Origin of the sequence: Legionella taurinensis, from assembly GCF_900452865.1 — a bacterium.
GTDB lineage: Bacteria > Pseudomonadota > Gammaproteobacteria > Legionellales > Legionellaceae > Legionella_C > Legionella_C taurinensis.
Genome location: NZ_UGOZ01000001.1, coordinates 2,548,743 through 2,570,464, shown reverse-complemented (window position 1 = coordinate 2,570,464; position 21,722 = coordinate 2,548,743). Strand labels below are relative to the sequence as shown.

The window sequence follows — 21,722 nt, the reverse complement described above, 5'->3', positions numbered from 1 at the left end:
TGAGGCGCGGCGGGCGCCCACCTCTTCCCGCTTTGTATGAAGCAAGCAATATAGATGCCAGGGGGCAAGTTAAGAGAGCCAATCAAGCGGAGGAACAGCTTTACCACGTTGCCTTACCTCGAAGTATAGTCCGTTTTGTTTTAGTCCGCCGCTGTGGCCAACGGCGGCAATGGTCTCTCCCTGCATGACGTAAGTACCCTTGTGTTTAAACAGGGATTGGTTGTGTGCGTAAAGGGTCATAAAGCCTTGGCCATGGTCAATAATCATGAGCAAGCCATAGCCGTTAAGCCAATCGCTGAAAACGATTTTGCCGGGGTAGACGGCATGAACCGGTGTCCCTTCGCCGGCAAAAAATGTCACCCCCTGATTGAGCCGCTGCACCGCATTGCGGGCAACCTGTACCGGCCTCGGCAATTTATGCCGCATCACCGTAAAGGGTTGTTTGGGGCGGGCAATGCTTTCCGTGGCCAGGGTTTTCAACAGGCGTGAGAGATTGTCCTTGTTGCGCTGGTATTCGGTGAGCGTGTGCTGTTTGCTTTGAATGTCCTGGTTAATGGTGCGGATTACTTCCGTATGATAGCGTTTGTTTTGTTCAAGTTGTTGCTGATGGGCATGCAGTTTATGTTGAAGTGATTCTTGTTCAGCCAGTTCGGTTTTTAAATTATCCTGATTGATGGTCAGGTTTTTCTTGGTGGAGGCGATTTCATCAATCATGGCTTGACGCGAATGAACCAGGTACTGATAAAAGGTCAGCAAGCGGCTGACGGTGTAAGGATCATCCTGATTTAAAAGCCATTTAAGAGGCTGATATTCTCCCATCTTGTATCGTGTTCGAACATGCTGAGCCAAAAGCTGTTGCTGAGCGGCCAACTGTTTGTTCAATTCATTCACATGCGTTTGCAAGGCATGGATGCGCTGTTGTTTACTGGCCATGTTATTCTGGATGCTGCGAAGGTGCCTGACGTTTTCGCCGATTTGTTTTTCAGTGCCTTCCAGTTCCCGGGTTAATGTGCCGCGTTTGTCATGGGCGGTGGCTAAGGTTTGTTTAAGCTTATTGATTTGATTATCCAGCTGCTTGAGCCGGGATTTGGTCTGGGTCACGCGCGCATTTTCCGCCGTGCTTGAAAAAACAGGCAATAAAGCCAGTAAGGCGATGGCAAGGCGGCCACCTGTCGAATTAATGCGAATTGACATCGTCTTCCACCAGAAGTGCGCAGCCTGTCATGTCGGCGGGTTTGTCAATGCCCAGCAGGGCCAGGATTGTGGGCGCCACGTCAATCAGACTGCCTTTGTTTTGTTTAAAATGCCAATCCGCACCCACGTATAAAAAGGGCACCGGTTCGCTGGTGTGCGCCGTGTGGGCCTGATTGGTTCTCTTGTCAAACATGCATTCCGCGTTGCCATGATCGGCGGTGATTAACAAGGCGCCGCCCACTTCGGCAAGAATCTGCCACACATTGTGCATGCATTGATCCAGGCATTCAATGGCGCGAACGGTGGCCTGGAAGTCGCCAGTATGACCGACCATGTCGGCATTGGCGTAATTGCAGATGATGACATCGTAGGCATCGCTTTTAATGGCATCGATGAGTGTGCGTGTTAATTCCGGTGCGCTCATCTCCGGCACCAAATCGTAAGTGGCGACGGGCGGGGAGGGGATAAGAATCCGATCCTCGTTGCTAAACACCTGCTCATTGCCGCCATTAAAAAAGAACGTCACATGGGCGTATTTTTCCGTTTCGGCAATGCGAAGTTGAGTTAAACCCTGGCGGGATAACACTTCCCCAAGGGTGTTACGCAACGTGAGGGGGGGAAAGGCCGTCTCCGTTAAAAAATGCTTGGCATAACGGGTCATGGTGACAAAATGGGTCAGGACCGATTGTTCCTGACGAATAAACCCATCAAAGTCGTCATCAATGAATGCTTGCGTCAATTGCCTGGCCCGGTCAGCGCGGAAATTAAAAAAGAAAATGGAGTCGCCCGATTCAATGGCGCGGCCTTCACCGATGACCGTGGGCGGTATGAATTCATCGGTTTTCTTTTCATCATAAAAGCTCTGGATGGCTTTTTCGGCGGTGGTGAAACGGTAACTGCTTTTCGCTTCTGTAAGCATGCGGTACACCGGGGCAATGCGTTCCCAGCGTTTGTCCCTGTCCATCGCAAAATAACGGCCGCAGAGAGAGGCGATGGTGGCTACCGGTGCCTGTTCAAGCTCAGCATTTAAGGCAGCCAGGCTTTGCAGTGCGCTTTGCGGGGGCGTGTCGCGGCCATCTAAAAACAAATGCAGGTAAACCTGATTGAACTGGTGCTCGTGACAGAGGCGCAGGAAGGCAAACAGATGCTGCTCATGGCTGTGCACGCCGCCGGGCGATAACAATCCCATGACATGCAGCGCTTTGTTTTGTGCTTTCATGTCGTTAATGACGTCAATAAAAAGGGGGTTGCTGGCAAATTCCCCGCTGGCAATGGCTTCGTTGATGCGGGTAAAATCCTGATAAATGACCCGTCCAGCGCCGATGTGCATATGCCCTACTTCGGAATTGCCCATTTGCTGGTCAGGAAGTCCTACCTCATGCCCGGAAGCCTCAAGCAGAACATGCGGTCGAGTATGCCACCATTCATCCCATTGCGGCGTATTGGCTGCAGCGATAGCATTGTGGGCGTTGTTTTTCTGATAGCCCCAGCCGTCAAGAATCATCAGGACGAGTGGTTTCCTAGGTTGCATTATGGCTCCGTAAAGCAAGTGTTTGGATTTAGACTGCAAGCGCTATTATTACATTTACCCGGCCGATTGACGAGACTGTCCCCTCAGAAAGAATTCGCCCCTCTCTCCGCCGCTGCGAAAAGGAAATCACCCACTAAAACCAAGACAGCATTCGGACTATTTTTTTGACCCAGGGAGAGAAAAGTTTGGGCGCATAAAATTGACCTGCCAGACGCTTGCTGAGTTCATTGCGGGTGGGGTAGGGGATGATCGTGTCGGTAAACAGGCGTAGGGAACGTTGTTCCCGTACAGCCAGAATCCAGGGAAAAATCAGTTCACCCGCGTCCTCAGTGCACAGACTGACCCCGGATACCGTTCCCTTTTTTGTAACAATGACTTTAAGAAGGCCCTGGGTTTTACCGTCGGTGTTGGCGCGATCATTGGCTTTGAAATCCAGTTTAAGGATGCGGTAATGGTCGGGGCGTTGCAGGGCGTCTTGTTCGCTTAGGCCGACATGGGCGAGTTCGGGGTAGGTGTAGGTGACCCAGGGGATGGCGTTTTCCTGCAGGCGCACAGGCAATTTAAAGGCAATTTGCTTGAGCACCAAACCCGCATGATCATTGGCGACATGGGTAAACTGCAGTCGACCGGCGGCATCGCCGATGGCAAAAACACGCCGGTTACTGGTTCGAAGCATTCGATTAACGGCAATATGCCGGCCATCGCAGCGTATCCCCGCCGCCTCAAGACCCAATTCATCCACTGGCGTTATTCTGCCGGCCGCAACCAGAAGATGACTGCCGTTAAGCTCCAGGCTTTTCTGGTGATGTTGTGCAGCGATGCGGATGCCGGTGGCCTCATGGGTAATCCGGTGAATCTCAACGCCCTCATACAGGTGCACGCCGGTGTTCTCCATGGACTGACGGACAATGGCCGCGCATTCGGCGTCATCGCGGTTTAAAATGACTTGACTTTCCAGCAGGGAGACGTGGCTGCCCAGCATGGCGAAAGCCTGCGCCAGTTCGCAACCAATGGGTCCGCCGCCAATGACCAGCAAATGCCTGGGAAGTTCCGTTAGCTTAAACAGGGTTTCGTTGGTTAAATAAGGGACCTCATCAAGGCCGGGTATGGGCGGTATGGCGGGTGAGGAGCCGGTAGCAATGACGATGCGTTTGGCCTTAATCGCGTAATCTCCCGCCAGAATTGTTTTTTTATCGATAAAACGGGCCTGAGCCTGAATGACGTTTACGCCTAAGGATTCAAAACGTGCCACGGAATCATGCACGGCTAAGGTGTCAATGGTTTCATGGACATGGCGCATCACCTGGTGAAAGTCCAGTTGTTCTTGCGGACTTGAAACATGAAGAAGCCCCAGCGATTGGCTATGGCGCGCCTGCCAGAAATTTTTGGCGCAGGCGATTAAGGCTTTGGAGGGGACGCAGCCGTAATTCAGGCAATCGCCACCCATGAGGCCTTTTTCAATAAGAATAACATTCAAGCCCAACTGGCTTAAGCCCGCGGCAAGACTTAAACCGGCCGCACCGGCGCCAATGATGGCGGTGTCGCAATGCAATGGATTCATGGTTTCCGTTTTGCGTTGGGATAATGCTTTACCTTAGTTCATGGCACAGCGGCGGGTCAATGCGCGACTTCCTTCAGACAGTACTTAAAATTTTTGTTCAAAGCGGTTAGACTATTGCCTCAATCGAAGTCGTAGGAAGAAATGGTTTGAAGAGTAAATTACCGCAGCATATCGCCATTGTGATGGACGGTAATGGGCGTTGGGCTGAAAGTCGCGGCATGCTTCGTTTTGAAGGTCATAAAGCAGGAATCGCTACAGTTAAAACAGTCATCCGAGCCTGCCTGGAACATCAAATCCCTGTTTTGAGCCTGTTTGCCTTCAGCAGTGAAAACTGGTCGCGCCCCGAAAGCGAGGTGGCGTTTTTAATGCAGCTCTTCCTGACCACGCTTCGGCATGAAGTCCAGGAGTTACACCAGAAGGCCATCTGCCTGCGTTTTACCGGCAACCGGCAAGGCCTGCCGCCGGCGATTTGTGCTGAAATGGAGATTGCTGAACGCTTAACCAAAGACAACCAGGGTCTTATTTTAAATCTGGTCTTGAATTACGGCGGCAAATGGGAGATAACTCAGGCGGCTATACGAATGGCTGAACAGGTCAGTACCGGCAAGCTTCGCCTGGATGAAATCAATGAAACCACGCTCAACCAGCAGTTATGCACCCACGATTTACCGGAGCCTGACCTTTTTATCCGCACCAGCGGCGAGCGGCGCATCAGCAACTTCTTCCTGTGGCAGTTAGCCTACACGGAATTGTATTTTACCGACACCCTCTGGCCGGATTTTACAGCGGTGGAATTTGAAGAGGCCTTGCTCAGTTTTAAGCAACGTGAGCGCCGTTATGGAAAAACGTCACAACAGGTAAGTGAGAAAGAGTATGTTTAAGCAGCGATTAGTAACCACCCTGATTTTAGTTCCCGCCGTACTGGCCGCTATTTATTATTCCAACTTCTGGGTGTTTGCTGCAGCGGTATTCGTGCTGGTCATGGCCTGCGGTCTGGAATGGTTGCCGCTTATCCCCGTTGTGCATCTGCCTGTCAGGTTGTTCATTCTTGCAGGGTTATTGGTTTGTGCCTTATTAATTCACCTGGTTATCGGGTATTGGCTTATCGCTGGCTTAGCCCTTTGGTTTTTATTGATTTTTGCTGTCCTGTTGTTTCCCGCATCGCAACGTGTCTGGGGAAATCGACCGGTGGTCACCGGCCTCTGTTTTGCCCTGTTGCCCCTTTTTGGTCAAAGTCTGCTGAGTATTTATGAGCTTGAGGGTGGCAAAGAACTGATTTTTTATCTATTGTTTTTTGTATGGGCTGCCGATATCGGTGCCTATCTTGCAGGAAAACAGTGGGGAAAACACAAGCTTATTCCAGTGGTCAGTCCGGGAAAAACCCTGGAAGGCTTAGCCGGCGGCGCTGTGTTAGCCTCCGTGGTTGCTGTTTCAGGTTATTGGTATTTTCAACCCCATGCGCCGTTAATGTGGGTTCTCATTAATGTCCTGGTGTTTTTTATCGCGCTTTTAGGCGATTTGTTCATCAGCATCCTGAAACGACGCCAGCATGTTAAAGACACGGGACACTTAATCCCGGGCCATGGCGGGGTGCTCGATCGTCTGGACAGTCTGATCGCTGCTGCTCCTGCCTTTTATTTTGGTCTTGAATACCTGGTTTCGGGGACACTCAAATGGCTTATACATTAGTTTTCTTTATTTTAGCACTGTTGCTTTTAGTGACAGTGCATGAGTTTGGGCATTTTATAGTGGCCCGTTTATGCGGCGTTAAGGTGCTTCGATTCTCGTTTGGTTTCGGCAAAGTGCTGTTTCGCTGGCACGACAGGCGAGGGACAGAGTACGCCTGGTCTCTGCTGCCTTTGGGCGGCTACGTCAAGATGCTGGATGAAGGCGAAGGGGAGGTGCCTGCAGAAGAGCGTCACCTCGCCTTTAATAATAAATCAGTCTGGGCAAGGATTGCCATTGTCGCCGCCGGCCCTTTGTTTAATCTGATTTTTGCCTTTCTCGCCCTGTGGCTGGTCCTGGTTATCGGTATTTATTCACTGGCGCCCATGATCGAAGCCGTCAAGCCGGGTAGCCTCGCTCACAAGGCGGGACTCAACGCCCAACAGGAAATCATTGAGCTGAATGGCGAGTCTGTTCGAAGCTGGCGTGATTTCCAGTACCTGCTTCTGCCGCTAGTGGGCAGCGATGAAACCGTGTCCATGACCGTGAAACCCATGGCCGGCGGCGAACAGAAGACAGTAATGCTCCCCTTGAGCGAATGGCAACTCGATCCGCAAAAGCCGGATCCCCTTGCCAGTCTGGGGATTACCCCGTTTATCCCTACCATTCCGCCGATTGTGGGGGAGGTGATGGAGGATTCACCGGCTGCAAAAGCAGGCCTGACCTTAAACGATACCATCCAAACCGTTGATGGCAAGCCGCTGTCCGATTGGCTTGATCTGGTGGAGATTGTTAGAAACAACCCGGATCGGGTGCTGATGCTTGGTATTCTCCGTGACGGCAAGAGTGAGACCCTGGCACTTCGTACGGGCAGTAAAGACGTTAATGGCAGCCAGGAAGGCTACATCGGTGTCCGTTCGAAGAAAGTGGATTGGCCGAAAGAATGGCTGCGCGTGCAGCGGGAAGGCCCGATTGCGGCGCTGGGCACGGCCTTGCGTCAAACCGTGGATTTAACGGCTACGACGTTTTCCCTGATTGGCCGATTTGCCACAGGCAAGCTGGCTTTAAAAACCATCAGCGGCCCTGTCGGAATTGCCCAGGGTGCGGGTGAGTCGGCGCGTAGCGGTATTGCTTATTATTTGTCTTTCCTGGCTTTAGTCAGCATCAGCCTTGGCGTACTGAATTTATTACCGATTCCTATGTTGGATGGCGGTCATCTGCTGTATTATTTCATCGAAATCATTATCCGTCGCCCATTATCTGAAGGGATAAGAGCCGCTGGATTGTATGTCGGATTGGCCTTCCTTATTGCGTTGACGGTTCTGGCATTAACCAATGATATTTCGCGATTAACCAGTTGACGGAGATAAGCCCTTGATTCTGGCATACTCTTCCATCAGCCGGTTTTTTTGTGTCTCAGGAAAGGAACAGAAACGGGATTTAACTTGATCCACTGTTTGCTTGACAGCGCTTGTCAGTTCCTATAAAAGGATTGCAAATTTGAATTATTCCCGCCGGTTTGAAACCCGGCATTCGTTTTAGTTGTAGTGCTGGACGTAAAATAATAATGAATAAAGTCAGTAAAAAAATTTTTCTGGGCGTATGCTGTTCATCCCTTCTTACCTGGACAGCCGCCGTTAACGCCGCGAATGGGTTTGTAGTTCGCGACATCAAAGTCACCGGCCTTCAGCGCGTCAGTGTGGGAACAGTGCTTAATTATTTACCTGTGCAGGTGGGTGAAGAAGTCAGCGCCGCAAGCACCGGACAAATTATCCGCGCCTTGTATGATACCGGTTTTTTCCAGTCGGTTTCACTTGAGCGTCAGGGAAACACCTTAATTGTCAACGTCATTGAACGGGCCACCATTGGGTCCATTAACCTGACAGGCAACAAGGAAATCCCTTCTGACAAATTAAAAGAATTACTGAAACAAATGGGACTGGCCAAAGGGCGCGTTTTCCAGCGTTCCGCCCTTGAGCGTCTTGAAAAAGAACTGAAGCAGGCTTACAACGCCCGCGGGAAATACAACGCCCGCATTGATACCAAGGTTACAGCACTCACCGAAAACCGGGTGGCCATCACGATTAATGTGTCAGAAGGTCGTGTGGCGCGAATTAAAGAGATTAAGTTCATCGGCAACCATGATTTTTCAAGCAATGAACTCATGCCGGAATTGTCGCTGTCCACCAGCGGTATCTTTACCTATTTCACTAAAAAAGATCAGTATTCCAAAACCGCCATGGATGCCTCGCTTGAGTCCCTGCGCTCTTTTTACCTGGATCGTGGGTATTTGAAATTTAATGTGGTGTCCTCGCAGGTGATGTTGTCGCCGGATAAAAAAGATGTCTTTATCAATATCCACATTGAAGAAGGGCCGCAGTACCGCTTTGCGGGCTACGCGGTGATGGGTAAAACCGTATTGCCAAAAGAAAAAATCGATTCATTGATTCAGGTTAAGAAAGGCGATGTGTTTTCCCGTAAGAAAGTCACTGAAAGCATTTCCGCCATTGGTCTTGCTTTAGGGGATGTAGGGTTTGGCTTCCCGGCGATCAATGCCGAGCCGCGCCTGGATGAAGAAAACAAAACCGTGTTCATCACCTTTGTGGTCGAACCCGGTCGGCATGTGTATGTCCGCCGCATTAATTTCCATGGCAATACCAAGACGGCGGATTATGTGTTACGCAATGTTATTCGTCAGGATGAAGGATCGCTGCTCTCGCTGCATAACATTAAAGAATCCGAACGCCAGTTGCGTTTATTAGGGTATTTAAAAGACATTAACGTCAAGACTACCCCTGTACCGGGTGCCAATAACCAGGTTGATCTGGATGTGAACGTCGAGGAAGCCCCTTCAGCCGAAGCCACCGCTTCCATCGGGTATGGTACTAACGGGCCCACGTTCAATACCGCCTTTAATCAGCATAACTTCATGGGGACTGGCCGCTCCATGGGTATTGGTTTTAATGCGAGCTACTGGGGTCAGGATTATTCCCTTAACTATTACAACCCGTTTTATACCAAAACCGGTATAGGGCGCGGCTTTAATCTGTATTATCAGGTGGTTGATCCGCAAAAACTCGATGTCAGTGCCTACTCGTCGGATCGTTGGGGCGGGGATATCAATTACAACGTGCTGCTCAGCGAGAAAAGCAGCCTGCAGTTTGGTTATGGTTATCAGGACCTGAACATTAAATCCGTCGGGTTCGTCCAGCAGATTCAGAATTTCGTCGACCTTCATGGGCGTCATTTCCAGGAAATCCGTTTATCGGCAGGCTGGAATAGAAACAGTTACGATCAACTGCCATTCCCAACCAGCGGAATGAACCAACAGGCGACGGCCATGGTGGCTTTACCGGCAACCTCCTCGTCACTGTCTTATTACAAAACCAGTTACATGGCACACTTGTACCAGCCGCTGTTTAAAGGGTTTATCTTTTCAGTCCTGGGCAATGTCGGCTATGGTAACCAATTCGATAATCAAGGGTTGCCCTTCTTTGAAAACTATTATGCCGGGGGTATCGCGCAACCGGGGCAGGTTCGAGGTTACAGCAGTTACTCCCTCGGCCCTCAGGACAACACCGGAAATGCCATTGGAGCCAACTTCCTGGTCAACGGTACCGCCGCTTTGATTTTCCCATACCCGTTAAGCCGGGACAATGTGCGTACTTCCGTGTTTGTTGACGCGGGTAACGTGTTTGTCCGCGGAACGCCTGCAAACCTGGCGGGTTCCGATGCCGGCCCTCTGCGTTATTCGGCGGGTGTTTCACTGGAATGGCGCTCACCGTTTGGCCCTCTGGCCTTCAGTGTGGCGAAACCTTTGAATAAACAACCGGGTGATGATGAACAGGTCTTCCAGTTTACATTGTCCTCCGGTTTCTAAAAAACGAATGCTGGCCTCTTTGAGGGGTTATGGCAAGACGGATATAAAACCCCGATAATTCTTGCCATTTGCGTTGCGCAATTGTCGCAACCGCCTTTGAATTATGCTAGCATCATAGCCTTTCAACCAGGAGATAAATCATGAAGTGTGTTAGCGGGTTTTTAATGGCGTTGGTTTTCAGCTTGGGTGCTGCTAATGCCTTTGCCGATTGGTCAAAAATTGGTGTGGTTGATTTGCAGAAAATCATGCAGACCTCAACCCAAATGAAAGCTATCCAGCAAAAACTGGAAAAGGAATTCAAACCTCGCCGTGATAAATTAGTGGCCATGGAAGAAAGCCTTAAAAAAGACATGGAAAAATTCAAGCGTGAAAGCACAGTGATGAGCCAGGCTCAAAAGAAAGAGCTTGAGAAAAAGATTGTTGCTGCGCAACAAAATTTCGAACGTCAAGGCCAGCAATACCAGCAGGAATTGAGCACGGCTCATAATGAAGCCATGGAAGAGTTATACGGCAAAATCCGTAAAGCCATTACCAAAGTGGCTGAAACTGAAAAATACGATCTGATTCTTCAGAAAGATGCTGCGCCTTTCAGCGACAACAAGTTGGATATTACTGCCAGTGTCATGAAAAACATCGATTGATTTCGTGACCACAGCATATACCCTCAGGGAATTGGCTGACCTCTTGAGCGGCAATCTGCACGGTGATGCAGCGTTGCTGATTCAAGGGGTTTCTTCATTACTGAGGGCTCAAAAAAATCAAATTGCCTGTTTCGACAATGCCGCTCAGTCGGATTTATTATTAAGAACCCGCGCGGGGGCAGTGCTTCTCGCACCACAACAGGTTAGAGACTTTCCTTTCAGTTGCATATCGGTGCCTAATCCTTGGGAATCAATCCATTTAGTGGCCAATCTGTTTAAAATTAATCCAATTCAAAGACAAGGCATTCATCAATCTGCTATTATTTCACCCACCGCAGAGTTGACTGAGCCTCTTTTTATCGATGCGCACGCCAGGATCGGCGAGCGTGTGGTGATAGCACCCGGTGTCTGTGTCGGTGCCCATTGCGTGATCGAAAACGATGTCTTTATCGGGGCGCAGACAGTCATTGAGCCCGGTGCGGTAATCGGAGCCGGAACGGTAATCGGTGCGCAAACCTGTGTCGGCAGCGGTGTGGTGATTGGTGCTAACCCCTTTAACAATCTCAAGGATAAAGGGTATTGGCACACAAGCCACGCCCTCGGCGGCACAGTCATCGGCGATCGAGTCCTGATTGGTGCAAATACAGTCATTGCCCGCGGCTCATTGAGTGATACCTGCATTGGTGAAAATGTTTGTATCGATAATTTGGTACATGTTGCGCATGATGTTACTATTGGCGCTCACACAGCCATTGCCGGCTGTGCGGTTATCGGGGCTTTTGTACGCATAGGCAGCCATTGCGTGATTGGCGGGGCGAGCTGTATTGCGGCAAATGTCCATCTTGCCAACGAAGTGGTTATTACCGGAATGTCCACCGTCAGCAAAAGCCTGCAAAAGGCCGGCGTGTATTCTTCGGGCACCTTGGTGAGCGAACATCAGCGCTGGCGGCGCAATGCGGCTCGTTTTCGACGCCTGGACGACTACGTGGCGCGTTTGGCGAAATTGGAAAAAAAGGGGCAGGACGACTCCATGAGTTGAGTTGGATAAGAAAAGGAATCCTGCGAACATGGATTTAAGCTTAATCAATGTTCGTCGTTAGGAATAGAATTGAGTGAGATGATGCATGAATGAACCAATTGACATTATAAGAATTCTGGAACTTTTGCCTCACCGGTACCCGTTTATTCTGGTGGACAGAGTGCTTGACTACAAAACACTGGATTACCTGGTTGCGACAAAGAATGTCACCATTAACGAACCGTTCTTTATGGGGCATTTTCCCGGCAATCCGATCATGCCTGGTGTATTGATGCTGGAGGCTTTGGCTCAAGCCAGCGCTATTTTATCCAATTTATCAAGAACCCCCAAAGAGGGACATGAGTTTCTGTATTATTTTGCCGGAATTGACAATGCGAAATTCAAGCATGTGGTGACACCGGGCGATCAGCTTCGGCTTGAAGTGAAATTAGTAGGGCAAAAACGTGATTTTTGGCGTATGCATGGCGAAGCCTTTGTTGGCGACACATTGGCCTGCTCCGCCGATTTAATGAGTGCATCGAAGGAAGTAAAAAAGTGATAGATGAACGCGCAATGATTCACCCCTCAGCCAAAATCGCAGAAGGGGTATCGATAGGGCCTGGCAGCGTGATTGGTGCTGACGTAGAAATTGGTGAAGGAACCTGGATCGGACCCTATGTCGTGATTGAGGGCCCAACCCGGATAGGGAAGAACAACAAAATTTTTCAATTCGCTTCGGTCGGCGACGAACCTCAGGATGTGACTTATCAAGGGGAGGCGACTCGTCTTGAGATTGGCGATAACAATGTCATCCGTGAATACTGCATGATAAGCCGCGGCACGGTAAAAGGCGGCGGGGTAACCCGCATCGGCAATCATAATTTTCTGATGGCTTATTCGCATATCGGTCATGATTGCATGGTGGGTAATCACACCATCATGGTGAATCATGCCGCGCTGTCAGGGCACGTGATTGTCAATGATTACGCGATTATCGGTCCTTACGCAGCCGTTCATCAATTCTGTCTGATTGGTGCTTATGCCTTTATAGCCAGGGCTACGTATGTGACTAAAGACGTGTTGCCGTACGTCATGATTGCGGGACATACCACCTCCGCCTGCGGCATCAACACCGTGGGATTAAGGCGGCGTGGTTTTTCGTCTTCGGCTATTGATCATTTACGCCGTGCCTATAAAATAATTTTCCGTAAGGGACTGACTGTGCAGCAGGCTGTCGCCGAACTGGAAATGATGCAAATGGACTGTCCGGAAGTCATTCCCATGATTGATGCGTTGAATCAATCCACTCGAGGCATTGTTAGATAAGGAAAGTATTATGTGGGCTGCAATTGGAACTGTGGCTTGCGGCGGGGCCCTGGGCGCTGTTTCCCGCTTTGGCTCTGTGGCACTGATGGCAAAACTTTTTGGCAGCCATTACCCGGTAGGAACCTGGTTCGTTAACTGGCTTGGATCCTTTCTGGCTGGATTAATCATGATCCTGCTTTTGGAGCGCTTTGCAGTCACCGATTACTGGCGTTTGTTTCTGGTGGTCGGTTTCTTAGGCGGCTTCACTACGTTTTCCAGCTATTCCTGGGAAACCTGGGTATTGTTCGAAGGGGGGGAACACGTGGCCGCTCTGCTCAACATGGCGCTGAATAACGTCTGCGCTCTGGGGATGGCCTTTGTAGGGATAATCGTCGGTCGATGGATAGGAGGGATGGTTTGATGCAAGTCAAAGTCGTGCGGTTTTATTTAAGTGAAGATTCACCTCACCTTAAGCAGATTTATGATTACCTTCATGATCAAAAAGTCATGGGTGCGACCATGTTTCGCGGCGTGAAGGGCTTTGGCAGTTCAGGCAAGATGCGTGAAGCAAGATTGCTGGACATTCATTTCGATCTGCCCATAGTGATTGAGTTTGTGGAAGAGCCGGCAAAAGCCGATGAAATTCTTAACCATTTCAGTACGCTGCTGGAAGGCAATCGCATTTTGTCCTGGACTGCGGAAATGGGTGTGAGCTAGACAATAGGTAATGGAAAAAAATTATGTTAGATCCCCAACTGTTACGTGACGATGCGTTTGCCGTGGCTGAACAACTGGCCAGACGCGGTTTCAAATTCGACGCCCAAGCGTATAGGCAACTGGAAGAGCAGCGCAAAGCCCTGCAGGTGGCAACCCAGTCATTGCAGAATGAGCGCAACACGCGTTCAAAAGAGATTGGCGCGGCGGTCGCACGTGGGGAAAATATTGATGCCATGCGTGCCGAAGTCAATGAGTTAGGCCGCGAACTGGAACAAAAAAAGCAGGAACTGGAAACCCTTCTCAGGCAGATTGAACACATTGCCCTGTCCTTGCCTAACTTGCCGCACGACTCCGTCCCCGTTGGTGAGGATGAGACCGGAAATGTGGAAATCCGCCGCTGGGGGGAGATCCCTGCGTTTGATTTTGCTGTCAAATCCCATGATGAATTGGGCGAAGCCTTGGGACAAATGGATTTCGCGCTCGCGGTTAAGATAACCGGCAGCCGTTTTGTCGTCATGAAAAACCAGATTGCCAAACTGCATCGTGCCTTAATCCAATTCATGCTTGATATCCATACCCTTGAGCATGGCTACGAAGAAATTTACGTTCCCTATATTGTCAATGCCGACAGTTTGCTTGGAACCGGCCAATTGCCGAAATTTGAAAATGATTTATTTAAATTAAAAGGCGAAGACAATTATTACCTCACCTCCACGGCCGAGATCCCTGTAACCAACACGGTCCGGGATACCATCATTGCGCATGAAGCCCTGCCTCTGCGTCATGTTTGCCACTCGCCCTGTTTTCGCAGCGAAGCGGGATCTTATGGCAAGGACACCAAGGGGATGATACGCCAGCACCAGTTTGAGAAAGTGGAGCTGGTCTGGATTACCCAACCGGAACATTCGTTTGAAGCCTTGGAAACGCTGACGCGCCATGCTGAAACCATCCTGCAACGTTTGCGGCTGCCTTATCGCGTCATGGCTTTGTGTACGGGCGATATGGGTGCGGGTTCTGCCAAGACTTACGATTTGGAAGTCTGGTTACCAAGTCAAAACACCTACCGGGAAATTTCTTCCTGTTCGAACATGACCTCTTTTCAGGCGCGCCGCATGAAAGCACGCTATCGTCACCCTGACACTCAGGAAACTCAATGGGTTCATACCCTCAATGGTTCAGGTCTTGCTGTAGGGCGCACACTGGTTGCCATTATGGAAAATTACCAGGACAAAGACGGGAATATCCGCATTCCAGACGCTTTAAAACCTTACATGGGCGATGTGTCGCTGATTACTCTGAATTAACAGGAACCCGCAGCCTGACGCTGTGCCGGGGGATAGGAGCACTTAAATCATGGGACGATTGCAGGGTAAAACGGCCTTGGTGACCGGCGCAACCAAATCCATTGGCTTAGCCATCGCCGAAGCGTTCTGCAATGAGGGCGCTCAGGTGATTATCACCGGCAGGCTCCCACGTGAACAGGGCCTTGAGAAAGCGAAAGCCATCGGCGCTGCAGACTACCTCTGCCTTGACGTCACCCAGGAAGACGATTGGCACCAGGCCCAGTCTTACATTGAAAAGCACTATCAGACGCTTGACATTCTGGTGAATAATGCCGGCATCGATACAGCGCCTGGCAGTAAAACCCCGCAAGACATCGAAAGCATTTCGCTCAAAGACTGGCACGCTGTTCTTGCGGTGAACCTTGATGGCTTGTTTTTGGGGTGCAAGGCCATGCTGCCTTTGCTTAAACAAAGCGACAATGCCTCGATTATCAATCTTGGTTCACGTTCTGGCCGGGTCGGGGTTCCTTCCAATATTGCCTATGGCGCCAGCAAGGGGGCGAGCGATAATTTCACTAAAACCCTGGCTCTGCACTGTGCAAAAAAGGGGTACAAAATCCGTTGCAATGAAATTGTGCCGGCCGCCATTTTAACGGACATGTGGGATTTGGAATTCGGTCATGACGAGCATCGTCAACAACGCATAACCGAATACAGCCAGTCTATCCCCCTGAGGCGAATGGGAAAAGCAGAGGACGTGGCCCAGATGGCGGTATTTCTCGCCTCTGATGAATCATCCTATGTGACCGGAGCTCCTTTCTTAATTGACGGCGGCATCATGGCTTCTGCCGCATCGTATGGTTCCAATCCTTCACCGATGAATACCAAACCTTCCACTTCAGACACTCAATCGCCGCTGCTCGCGAATACCGTCTTTAAGCCGTCTCAGGTATGGAATGAGGAAGCATCGAAAAACGCTGCCATGGTTTGTTCTATCCAATAAAATGGGTAGCATCCCGCGCTTGTACGGGTGGCAGAGTGCGTTGGATTCTTAAGTCGTTGCAATCCCTTGTTAATCGTTATTCCGCTGGCTAACTCTTATAAAACCTCAATTTATAATGATCATGGTGTTTTTTATATGGTCTGTCGGTCTAATGACCAGGGCGAAAGGGGTTTATGCGGGTAGAGCTTGTCACAAAAGTTTCTCACTGAAATTCAAAAAACATCACGGACCATCAGGCACATGACTGGCGGCCGTTTATTTTCGTAAAATAATTAATCTAATAGTAAATAAATAGTTAATTTAGAAAGGCAATGATGCGGTTGTGTTATAATTTGATCATATTGATTTTTACGCCGCCATTTGGGTGGCTGAGGCAATTATGTCTGCATCCAAAAACGCCATACGCAAAGAGTTAGAAACATTAATTGCTACACAGTACACCCTGCCCCCCAAACAATTCGCGAAAGAAGAACTGGCCGTTAAGCAAACCGTTGAAAAACTGGTCCTTGTCATGAGTCAGCCGACCAGGCAGAAATCGCTTCTCGCCGACATCCCCATTGATTCAATTGAAAACATGACCCGGCGCGGGCATCTGAGCGTCGTGGTTCAGAAGCTGGATGATCATTTTCTCGTGGCTATCGAAGAGATCCTTAAAAAGGATGACATTACGATGGAGTATGGCGGCGAGACAATTGCTTTGTCTGAATTGTACAAGGGGTGTAAAAAAGCGCTCACCAAACAGGGTAAGGAGCCAAATTTTGAAGACGTGCTGCTGAGAATGTATTCCGTTGAAAGCCCCTTCTACATGAAATTAAATGCCATTGTCTCAGGTTATAATAATCCGCGAAGTACGACAGATGACGAAAAGAAAATAGCCTTTTTAATGAATATGGCTATCCACAAAGCCGGGGTGCTGAAACGACAATTTGAAGTTCATAAAACACCGGACGTATTGTACCGTGGGCAAAGTTTTGGATTGCCAAATTTTATTACTAAATTTTTACGGGTGAAGGAATTCCATGCCCGTGGGGAATTGGCCTCCTTACCTCCTGATAAGCTGGTGGAAGTTAATATTGCCGATATTGTCTGCAAAAAGAATGTAAGCATGTCATCGGAGTTAAACAGCGCGAAGGTTTTTGCCACCGAGAAGGGCATCGTTTTGCATGTTCAAAATCCGGAGCAGCTGTCTGACTTTTATGCGATTGCCAATGTGTCCGCCCACCCCAATGAGGCGGAGTTTTTATCGAGAATGCCCGATGACATTGCCATGATCCCGGTTGATATTGGGGTGGATCCTGAGAATAAAACCACGCACATTTATGTGATGTGCATCCATTCACAAAGCACGCAGTTGACTCATTCCACGCGTCTTCATGACATTAAAAAGGCACTTAAAGACTTCCTGACCAGGGAATTGAACGAACGCTATGGTTTTTTTGCTTCCTATCTGTATTCAAGAGCCTATACCCCGCAGCAAAAAGTAGTGCTTGGGCAATTGATAGAGGCAATAGAAGACGTGGAAAGAAACCCTATTCTTGATCTTAAACGACAGGATGAGTTTTTAGAAACGACGATTAAACTGCTTAAAAAACTCTATGAAACTAACCCGACCGATTATCAGAAAAAAGGGTTTGACACCATCAATGCCCTTCTCCAGGATTACAGCGCCGCCGTTGCCGATTTAAGCGTTGTTCATCAATTAACGGATGTGAAAGCCATCATTGCGAGTGAGCAGAAAAAACTCGATAAAAATAGAGAGGGTAAGCGATTATGGCTTGCCGGCCTAACCGCCGATGCGGATAAAAAGCGGCTGGAGCCGTTAAACAAGGATCTGGAGGTGTTGCTGCGACCGGATATCAGTGCGGTTGACATGAGGCAGGCGGCGAATAATATACTCCATTTACTCAATGCTGATCCTACCATCGGCACCCATTTCAAACCGCTGGAAGAGGGCATAAAAAGCATACTCACCTCGCTGGACAAAATAGAGGAGCAGCAGCAGATTCTCATTAAAAACCCGTCCTTGCTATTCAAAGATTGCCTGCGCTGCCTTGGTGTTGACCCGGTTCCCGAGGGTAAGCAAGAACAAAGTGAGATTGATTTGCTCATCGGCAGTACGATACAAAAGTTCTTTTGAGTGAAAATGAAAGGATAGAGTCTAAGGGGGTTGGGTATCAATAACCCGAACCCTCTAGAATGAATGGTCGGAGTGACAGGAATTGAACCTGCGACCCCTTCCTCCCGAAAAATATTTAATAGGCTCCCAATAAATAATTTATAAAAAATATATTATTTCAATATCTTATAAATAGACGCCCAACGTTTTATCGATAGATTACAGTCCATGATTTTTCGTTCGTTTCGTTAATTTCGCAAAATTCGAATACAGTGTTATACTCAAAGTAAGACATCAAAAGGGTACTGAAATGAATAATTGCGCAATGGAAATTAAGCCACCCAGCAGACAGGATAGGGGAATAGCTAAAAAATCCTTTCAGCAAATTAAAGACATGAGTAGAATTTCCAAAAAAAATGCAATATTAAATTTAAATGGTTTACAGGTCGAATTGCCACCTTCAGCCGTTAAATTAGTGTTTGCAATACTTAGTGAGATGGCACAAGGAAATTCACTCACTTTAATACCCTCCCATGCCCATTTAACTACTCAAGAAGCCGCTGATATGTTAAACGTCTCACGTCCTTACTTTGTTAAATTATTAGAAGAAGGCAAAATTCCATTTGAGAAAGTTGGCACCCGTCGTCGAGTTCTTGCAAGTGATGTGATGGCATTTATCGATAAATCATCAAGAGAGCGTGAGAAAGCTCTTCAAGAACTGGTGGATCAAGCGCAATTATTGAATATGGGATATTGATGAATGGGGCATTTTACTGTTTTGTATGATGCAAATGTCCTTTATCCCGCCCCTCTTCGTGATATTTTAATACAGTTGGCAACAACCAGATTATATAGAGCAAAGTGGTCTAATCGAATTCATGAGGAATGGATTAGAAATGTTTTAAAGAATCGTTCGGATATCTCTAGGGAGCAATTGGAAAGAATAAAGAAACTAATGGATAGTTCAGTTTTAGATTGTCTTGTTGAAAATTATGAGGACATTGAGGGAGGACTACAGCTTCCTGATTCAAATGATAAGCATATTTTAGCCGCTGCAATTGTATCTAGCTGTGACGTAATTGTTACTTTTAACATTAAAGATTTCCCATCGGAAGAATTAGATAAGTATGCCATTGAAACTCAACATCCAGATGATTTTTTAATGCACCTTACTAATTTGGATCTTGGTAAATTTTGTGTAGCCATAAAGACAACGAGGATGCGCCTTAAAAATCCCCCCAAAAACATTACTGAGTATTTAGAAATTTTATCTAATCAAGGGTTAACAAAAACTGTTTTATTCTTAGAGGATCACCGTTCACTTTTATAATTAATGCATTGTCCATGTGAGTGTTCTGTCAATCAAACAATTACAAACCTGCAAAAAGAAGATAAAACGTTGGCGTGAGCATCGGTTGATAATAAAGCATAGATATAGCTATCGCGTTTGACGTTAAAAATTGGTCATGGACACATTTCGTAACCTATGGACGAATATGGTCGGAGTGACAGGAATTGAACCTGCGACCCCTGCCTCCCGAAGGCAGTGCTCTACCAGTCTGAGCTACACTCCGATTAATGTTGACGTTGAATGGCAAACAGCGCCAAATCCGTTAAAGCCTCTTTATAAATTGAATTAGGCAGAATATGCAGTGCACTCAGTGCCTGATCGATTTCCTGCGCGGCGTATTGCTGGGTGTATTCAATGGCTTTGGTGGCTTTAATGGCCTCCAGAATACCGTCGAGATTACTGAGGCTGCCCTCGCGCAGGCTCTTTTCGATGAGCTGCTTTTGCGCTGGCGTCCCTTGCTTTAAAGCGTGAATCAACGGCATGGTGGCTTTACCATCCGCCAAATCATCGCCAATGTTCTTGCCAATTGTGTTGGCATCTGAGCAGTAATCCAGCGCATCATCAATGAGCTGGAAGGCATTGCCAAGATGAAGACCATAGGCATACAGACTTTTTTCAATGGTATCGCCTGCACCGCTCAACAGCGCGCCAATGGCGGCGGCGGCCGCGAACAGCAGGGCGGTTTTGCCGCGAATCACATCGAGGTAATCCTCAATGGAAATGGCGGCATTGTGACGGTTGACCAATTGTTTGACTTCTCCGCAACTGATCTTGTGCGACGTGTCGGCTAAAAGCCGGATAACCGGCCAACTGTTGACACTGACCATGAGTTGCACGGATTGGGTAAACAGATAATCACCGACTAGAATACTGGCCTTACTGCCCCAGATTTCATTCGCTGTTTCGCGGCCGCGGCGAAGGGTCGATTCATCCACCACATCGTCATGCAACAGGGTTGCCGTATGGAAAAACTCAATCATGGCTGCCAGGGTGATGTGCTCACGACCCTCATAGCCGCAGGCATGACTGGCTAATAATACCAGCAGAGGACGTAAACGCTTCCCGCCGCTTTGAACAATATGGGTCGACAGATCATCGATTAACCCAATCTGGGATTGGATTTTATCAATAATCAGATCATTGACCGCATTAAAATCGTCATTAACCAGGGCTCGTAAACGGTTTACCGTCATTCTGTGTCCTCAAGCATGTGCTGCGAGAATGCTAAGGCGCGTCAGGATCATTGTCAAGGTAAATGGGACATTCACTGCTATAAAAAATCTCAGGACGGGGAATTACGCGTCTTTACAGGCCGACTTTCTAATGGAGTTGGTGATACGAAAGGCATTCCCGCCGGCTTTCTTTGCCTCATACATGGCCGCGTCGGCTCTGGCGACTAATTGATCCGAATTATGGGAATCCACCGGGAAGGTTGCAAGACCAATGCTGATGGTGCATCGAACATCCTGGGCATTGATCTGAAACGGGGTGCTGAACTCCTGTAAAATCCTCTGGGCAATGGCTTTGGGCGTTTTATCTTCCATGTGATGGATGATGATGGCGATGAATTCGTCACCTCCCAGACGGGCAATGAAATCGTTTTCACGGAAACAGGTTTGCAGGCGTTTGGCGGCCTGAAGCAGCAGCGCATCGCCAGTCTCATGGCCGTTACGGTCATTGACCCCTTTAAACCCATCCAAATCCATGAAAAAAACCGTTAAATAGTGATGGGGCGGCATGGTTTCAATGTAATTTTGCAGAGTCGATTGAAAGTAGGACCGGTTGGGCAGGTTAGTCAGGGTGTCATAACGGGCAAGGTAATGAAATTTTTCCTTGTCAGCCTGCAGCATAAAGTTTTTCTCATACAGGAGTTGTTCGTAGTAGGCATTTTCCTTAAGCATGTTGAATAAGATGGTGATGACGATGACCAGGGAAAAAAGGTAATTAATTGAATTTAAAACAAAGACTTCATTAGCCGGAACCATGTAAAGAGGGGCTGGCTCGACAAAGAAAAAGAACACCACCACCCCCAGCGTCAGGGTGGAATAAATCACCAGTCCCGACCAGCTTAACGTAATGGCAGCCAGAATTGGGACAATATTAAGCCAGATGAGATAGGAACTGCCTACGCCGCCGATGAGGTAATTGGCCACGGCTGAAGCCAGCAGCACATTGGCCGTCAAAATGTGTCCGCAAAGCAGAATATTCTGGGTACGGTATAAAAGCCAAAGGTTAAGAAAACCAATGACATCGATGAAACTGATTAAAATCACAATCATCCAGAGTTTGCAGACGGCGTAAACGTAAATAATCAGCGATCCTAGAATAATGAGTTCTATCTCGACAGTGCGGATAAGGCGGAATTGTCTGCGATGATTGATAAGTCCATCAACATCCTTCTTCAACCAGGTATGCAATAGATCGAATAACCCCATGCCTTTCCTTTTCACGTACGCA

The 21,722-nt window shown here is 48.4% G+C and carries 20 protein-coding genes and 1 tRNA gene; 15 read left to right on the top strand and 6 right to left on the bottom strand.

Features of this window, described 5'->3' with window-relative positions; translation table 11 throughout:
- Positions 1-69: 69 nt before the first annotated feature.
- The 3 genes from DYE45_RS11730 to DYE45_RS11720 form a co-directional block, all read right to left on the bottom strand.
- Positions 70-1,194, bottom strand: a complete 1,125-nt coding sequence (locus tag DYE45_RS11730; protein ID WP_115300930.1) for a murein hydrolase activator EnvC family protein — start codon at positions 1,192-1,194, stop codon at positions 70-72.
- Positions 1,178-2,725 carry a 2,3-bisphosphoglycerate-independent phosphoglycerate mutase gene (gene gpmI / locus DYE45_RS11725; RefSeq protein WP_108293025.1) on the bottom strand — a complete coding sequence of 516 codons (1,548 nt, stop codon included), beginning with the start codon at positions 2,723-2,725 and terminating at the stop codon, positions 1,178-1,180. Before gpmI ends, DYE45_RS11730 begins: the two co-directional genes overlap by 17 nt.
- 133 nt (positions 2,726-2,858) lie before the next feature.
- Positions 2,859-4,286, bottom strand: coding sequence for a dihydrolipoyl dehydrogenase family protein (locus DYE45_RS11720; RefSeq protein WP_108293027.1), 1,428 nt, complete (start codon positions 4,284-4,286; stop codon positions 2,859-2,861).
- A gap of 146 nt (positions 4,287-4,432) precedes the next feature.
- On the opposite strand from DYE45_RS11720, the gene uppS reads away from it, so the two are divergent.
- The 15 genes from uppS (at position 4,433) to DYE45_RS11645 (ending at position 19,244) form a co-directional block, all read left to right on the top strand.
- A complete protein-coding gene (gene uppS, locus DYE45_RS11715; protein WP_108293029.1) occupies positions 4,433-5,167 on the top strand; it encodes an undecaprenyl pyrophosphate synthase in 735 nt (244 codons plus the stop codon).
- Positions 5,160-5,975, top strand: coding sequence for a phosphatidate cytidylyltransferase (locus DYE45_RS11710; protein ID WP_108293031.1), 816 nt, complete (start codon positions 5,160-5,162; stop codon positions 5,973-5,975). Before uppS ends, DYE45_RS11710 begins: the two co-directional genes overlap by 8 nt.
- The gene (gene rseP / locus DYE45_RS11705; protein ID WP_108293033.1) at positions 5,960-7,312 is read left to right on the top strand and encodes an RIP metalloprotease RseP; all 1,353 of its coding nucleotides are present in this window, start codon (positions 5,960-5,962) and stop codon (positions 7,310-7,312) included. Before DYE45_RS11710 ends, rseP begins: the two co-directional genes overlap by 16 nt.
- A 206-nt stretch (positions 7,313-7,518) precedes the next feature.
- Complete coding sequence (bamA, locus tag DYE45_RS11700; RefSeq protein ID WP_108293035.1) at positions 7,519-9,831, top strand: outer membrane protein assembly factor BamA; 2,313 nt, start codon at positions 7,519-7,521, stop codon at positions 9,829-9,831.
- Positions 9,832-9,971: 140 nt separating this feature from the next.
- Positions 9,972-10,472, top strand: a complete 501-nt coding sequence (locus tag DYE45_RS11695; RefSeq protein WP_108293037.1) for an OmpH/Skp family outer membrane protein — start codon at positions 9,972-9,974, stop codon at positions 10,470-10,472.
- Positions 10,473-10,476: 4 nt separating this feature from the next.
- Entirely contained in the window at positions 10,477-11,511 is a 1,035-nt protein-coding gene (gene lpxD / locus DYE45_RS11690) for a UDP-3-O-(3-hydroxymyristoyl)glucosamine N-acyltransferase (protein ID WP_108293039.1), read from the top strand.
- 85 nt (positions 11,512-11,596) lie between these two features.
- On the top strand, positions 11,597-12,049 hold the full coding sequence (fabZ, locus tag DYE45_RS11685) for a 3-hydroxyacyl-ACP dehydratase FabZ (RefSeq protein WP_058530985.1): 453 nt from the start codon (positions 11,597-11,599) through the stop codon (positions 12,047-12,049).
- Entirely contained in the window at positions 12,046-12,816 is a 771-nt protein-coding gene (lpxA, locus tag DYE45_RS11680; protein WP_108293041.1) for an acyl-ACP--UDP-N-acetylglucosamine O-acyltransferase, read from the top strand. The genes fabZ and lpxA overlap by 4 nt, the downstream gene beginning before the upstream one ends.
- A 10-nt stretch (positions 12,817-12,826) precedes the next feature.
- Entirely contained in the window at positions 12,827-13,216 is a 390-nt protein-coding gene (gene crcB / locus DYE45_RS11675) for a fluoride efflux transporter CrcB (RefSeq protein WP_242602617.1), read from the top strand.
- Positions 13,216-13,512: a DUF190 domain-containing protein gene (locus DYE45_RS11670; RefSeq protein ID WP_160160731.1), complete on the top strand. Its 297-nt coding sequence runs from the start codon at positions 13,216-13,218 to the stop codon at positions 13,510-13,512. Before crcB ends, DYE45_RS11670 begins: the two co-directional genes overlap by 1 nt.
- A gap of 23 nt (positions 13,513-13,535) precedes the next feature.
- Positions 13,536-14,816, top strand: a complete 1,281-nt coding sequence (gene serS, locus DYE45_RS11665) for a serine--tRNA ligase (RefSeq protein WP_108293045.1) — start codon at positions 13,536-13,538, stop codon at positions 14,814-14,816.
- A 49-nt stretch (positions 14,817-14,865) separates the two neighbouring features.
- Positions 14,866-15,798 (top strand): SDR family NAD(P)-dependent oxidoreductase, encoded by a 933-nt coding sequence (locus DYE45_RS11660; protein ID WP_108293047.1) that lies wholly within the window; start codon positions 14,866-14,868, stop codon positions 15,796-15,798.
- Between the two features lie 379 nt (positions 15,799-16,177).
- Positions 16,178-17,935: a hypothetical protein gene (locus DYE45_RS11655; RefSeq protein ID WP_108293049.1), complete on the top strand. Its 1,758-nt coding sequence runs from the start codon at positions 16,178-16,180 to the stop codon at positions 17,933-17,935.
- A 289-nt stretch (positions 17,936-18,224) separates the two neighbouring features.
- The gene (locus DYE45_RS11650) at positions 18,225-18,671 is read left to right on the top strand and encodes a helix-turn-helix domain-containing protein (RefSeq protein WP_108293051.1); all 447 of its coding nucleotides are present in this window, start codon (positions 18,225-18,227) and stop codon (positions 18,669-18,671) included.
- Between the two features lie 3 nt (positions 18,672-18,674).
- On the top strand, positions 18,675-19,244 hold the full coding sequence (locus tag DYE45_RS11645; RefSeq protein WP_108293053.1) for a PIN domain-containing protein: 570 nt from the start codon (positions 18,675-18,677) through the stop codon (positions 19,242-19,244).
- A 167-nt stretch (positions 19,245-19,411) separates the two neighbouring features.
- On the opposite strand, the gene DYE45_RS11640 is transcribed toward DYE45_RS11645, so the two are convergent.
- From DYE45_RS11640 to DYE45_RS14915, 3 genes are all read right to left on the bottom strand, one after another.
- Positions 19,412-19,488 (bottom strand) — tRNA-Pro (locus tag DYE45_RS11640).
- 1 nt (position 19,489) lies between these two features.
- The gene (locus tag DYE45_RS11635; protein ID WP_108293055.1) at positions 19,490-20,458 is read right to left on the bottom strand and encodes a polyprenyl synthetase family protein; all 969 of its coding nucleotides are present in this window, start codon (positions 20,456-20,458) and stop codon (positions 19,490-19,492) included.
- A gap of 102 nt (positions 20,459-20,560) precedes the next feature.
- Positions 20,561-21,700 carry a GGDEF domain-containing protein gene (locus DYE45_RS14915; RefSeq protein ID WP_242602618.1) on the bottom strand — a complete coding sequence of 380 codons (1,140 nt, stop codon included), beginning with the start codon at positions 21,698-21,700 and terminating at the stop codon, positions 20,561-20,563.
- Between the last annotated feature and the right edge of the window lie 22 nt (positions 21,701-21,722).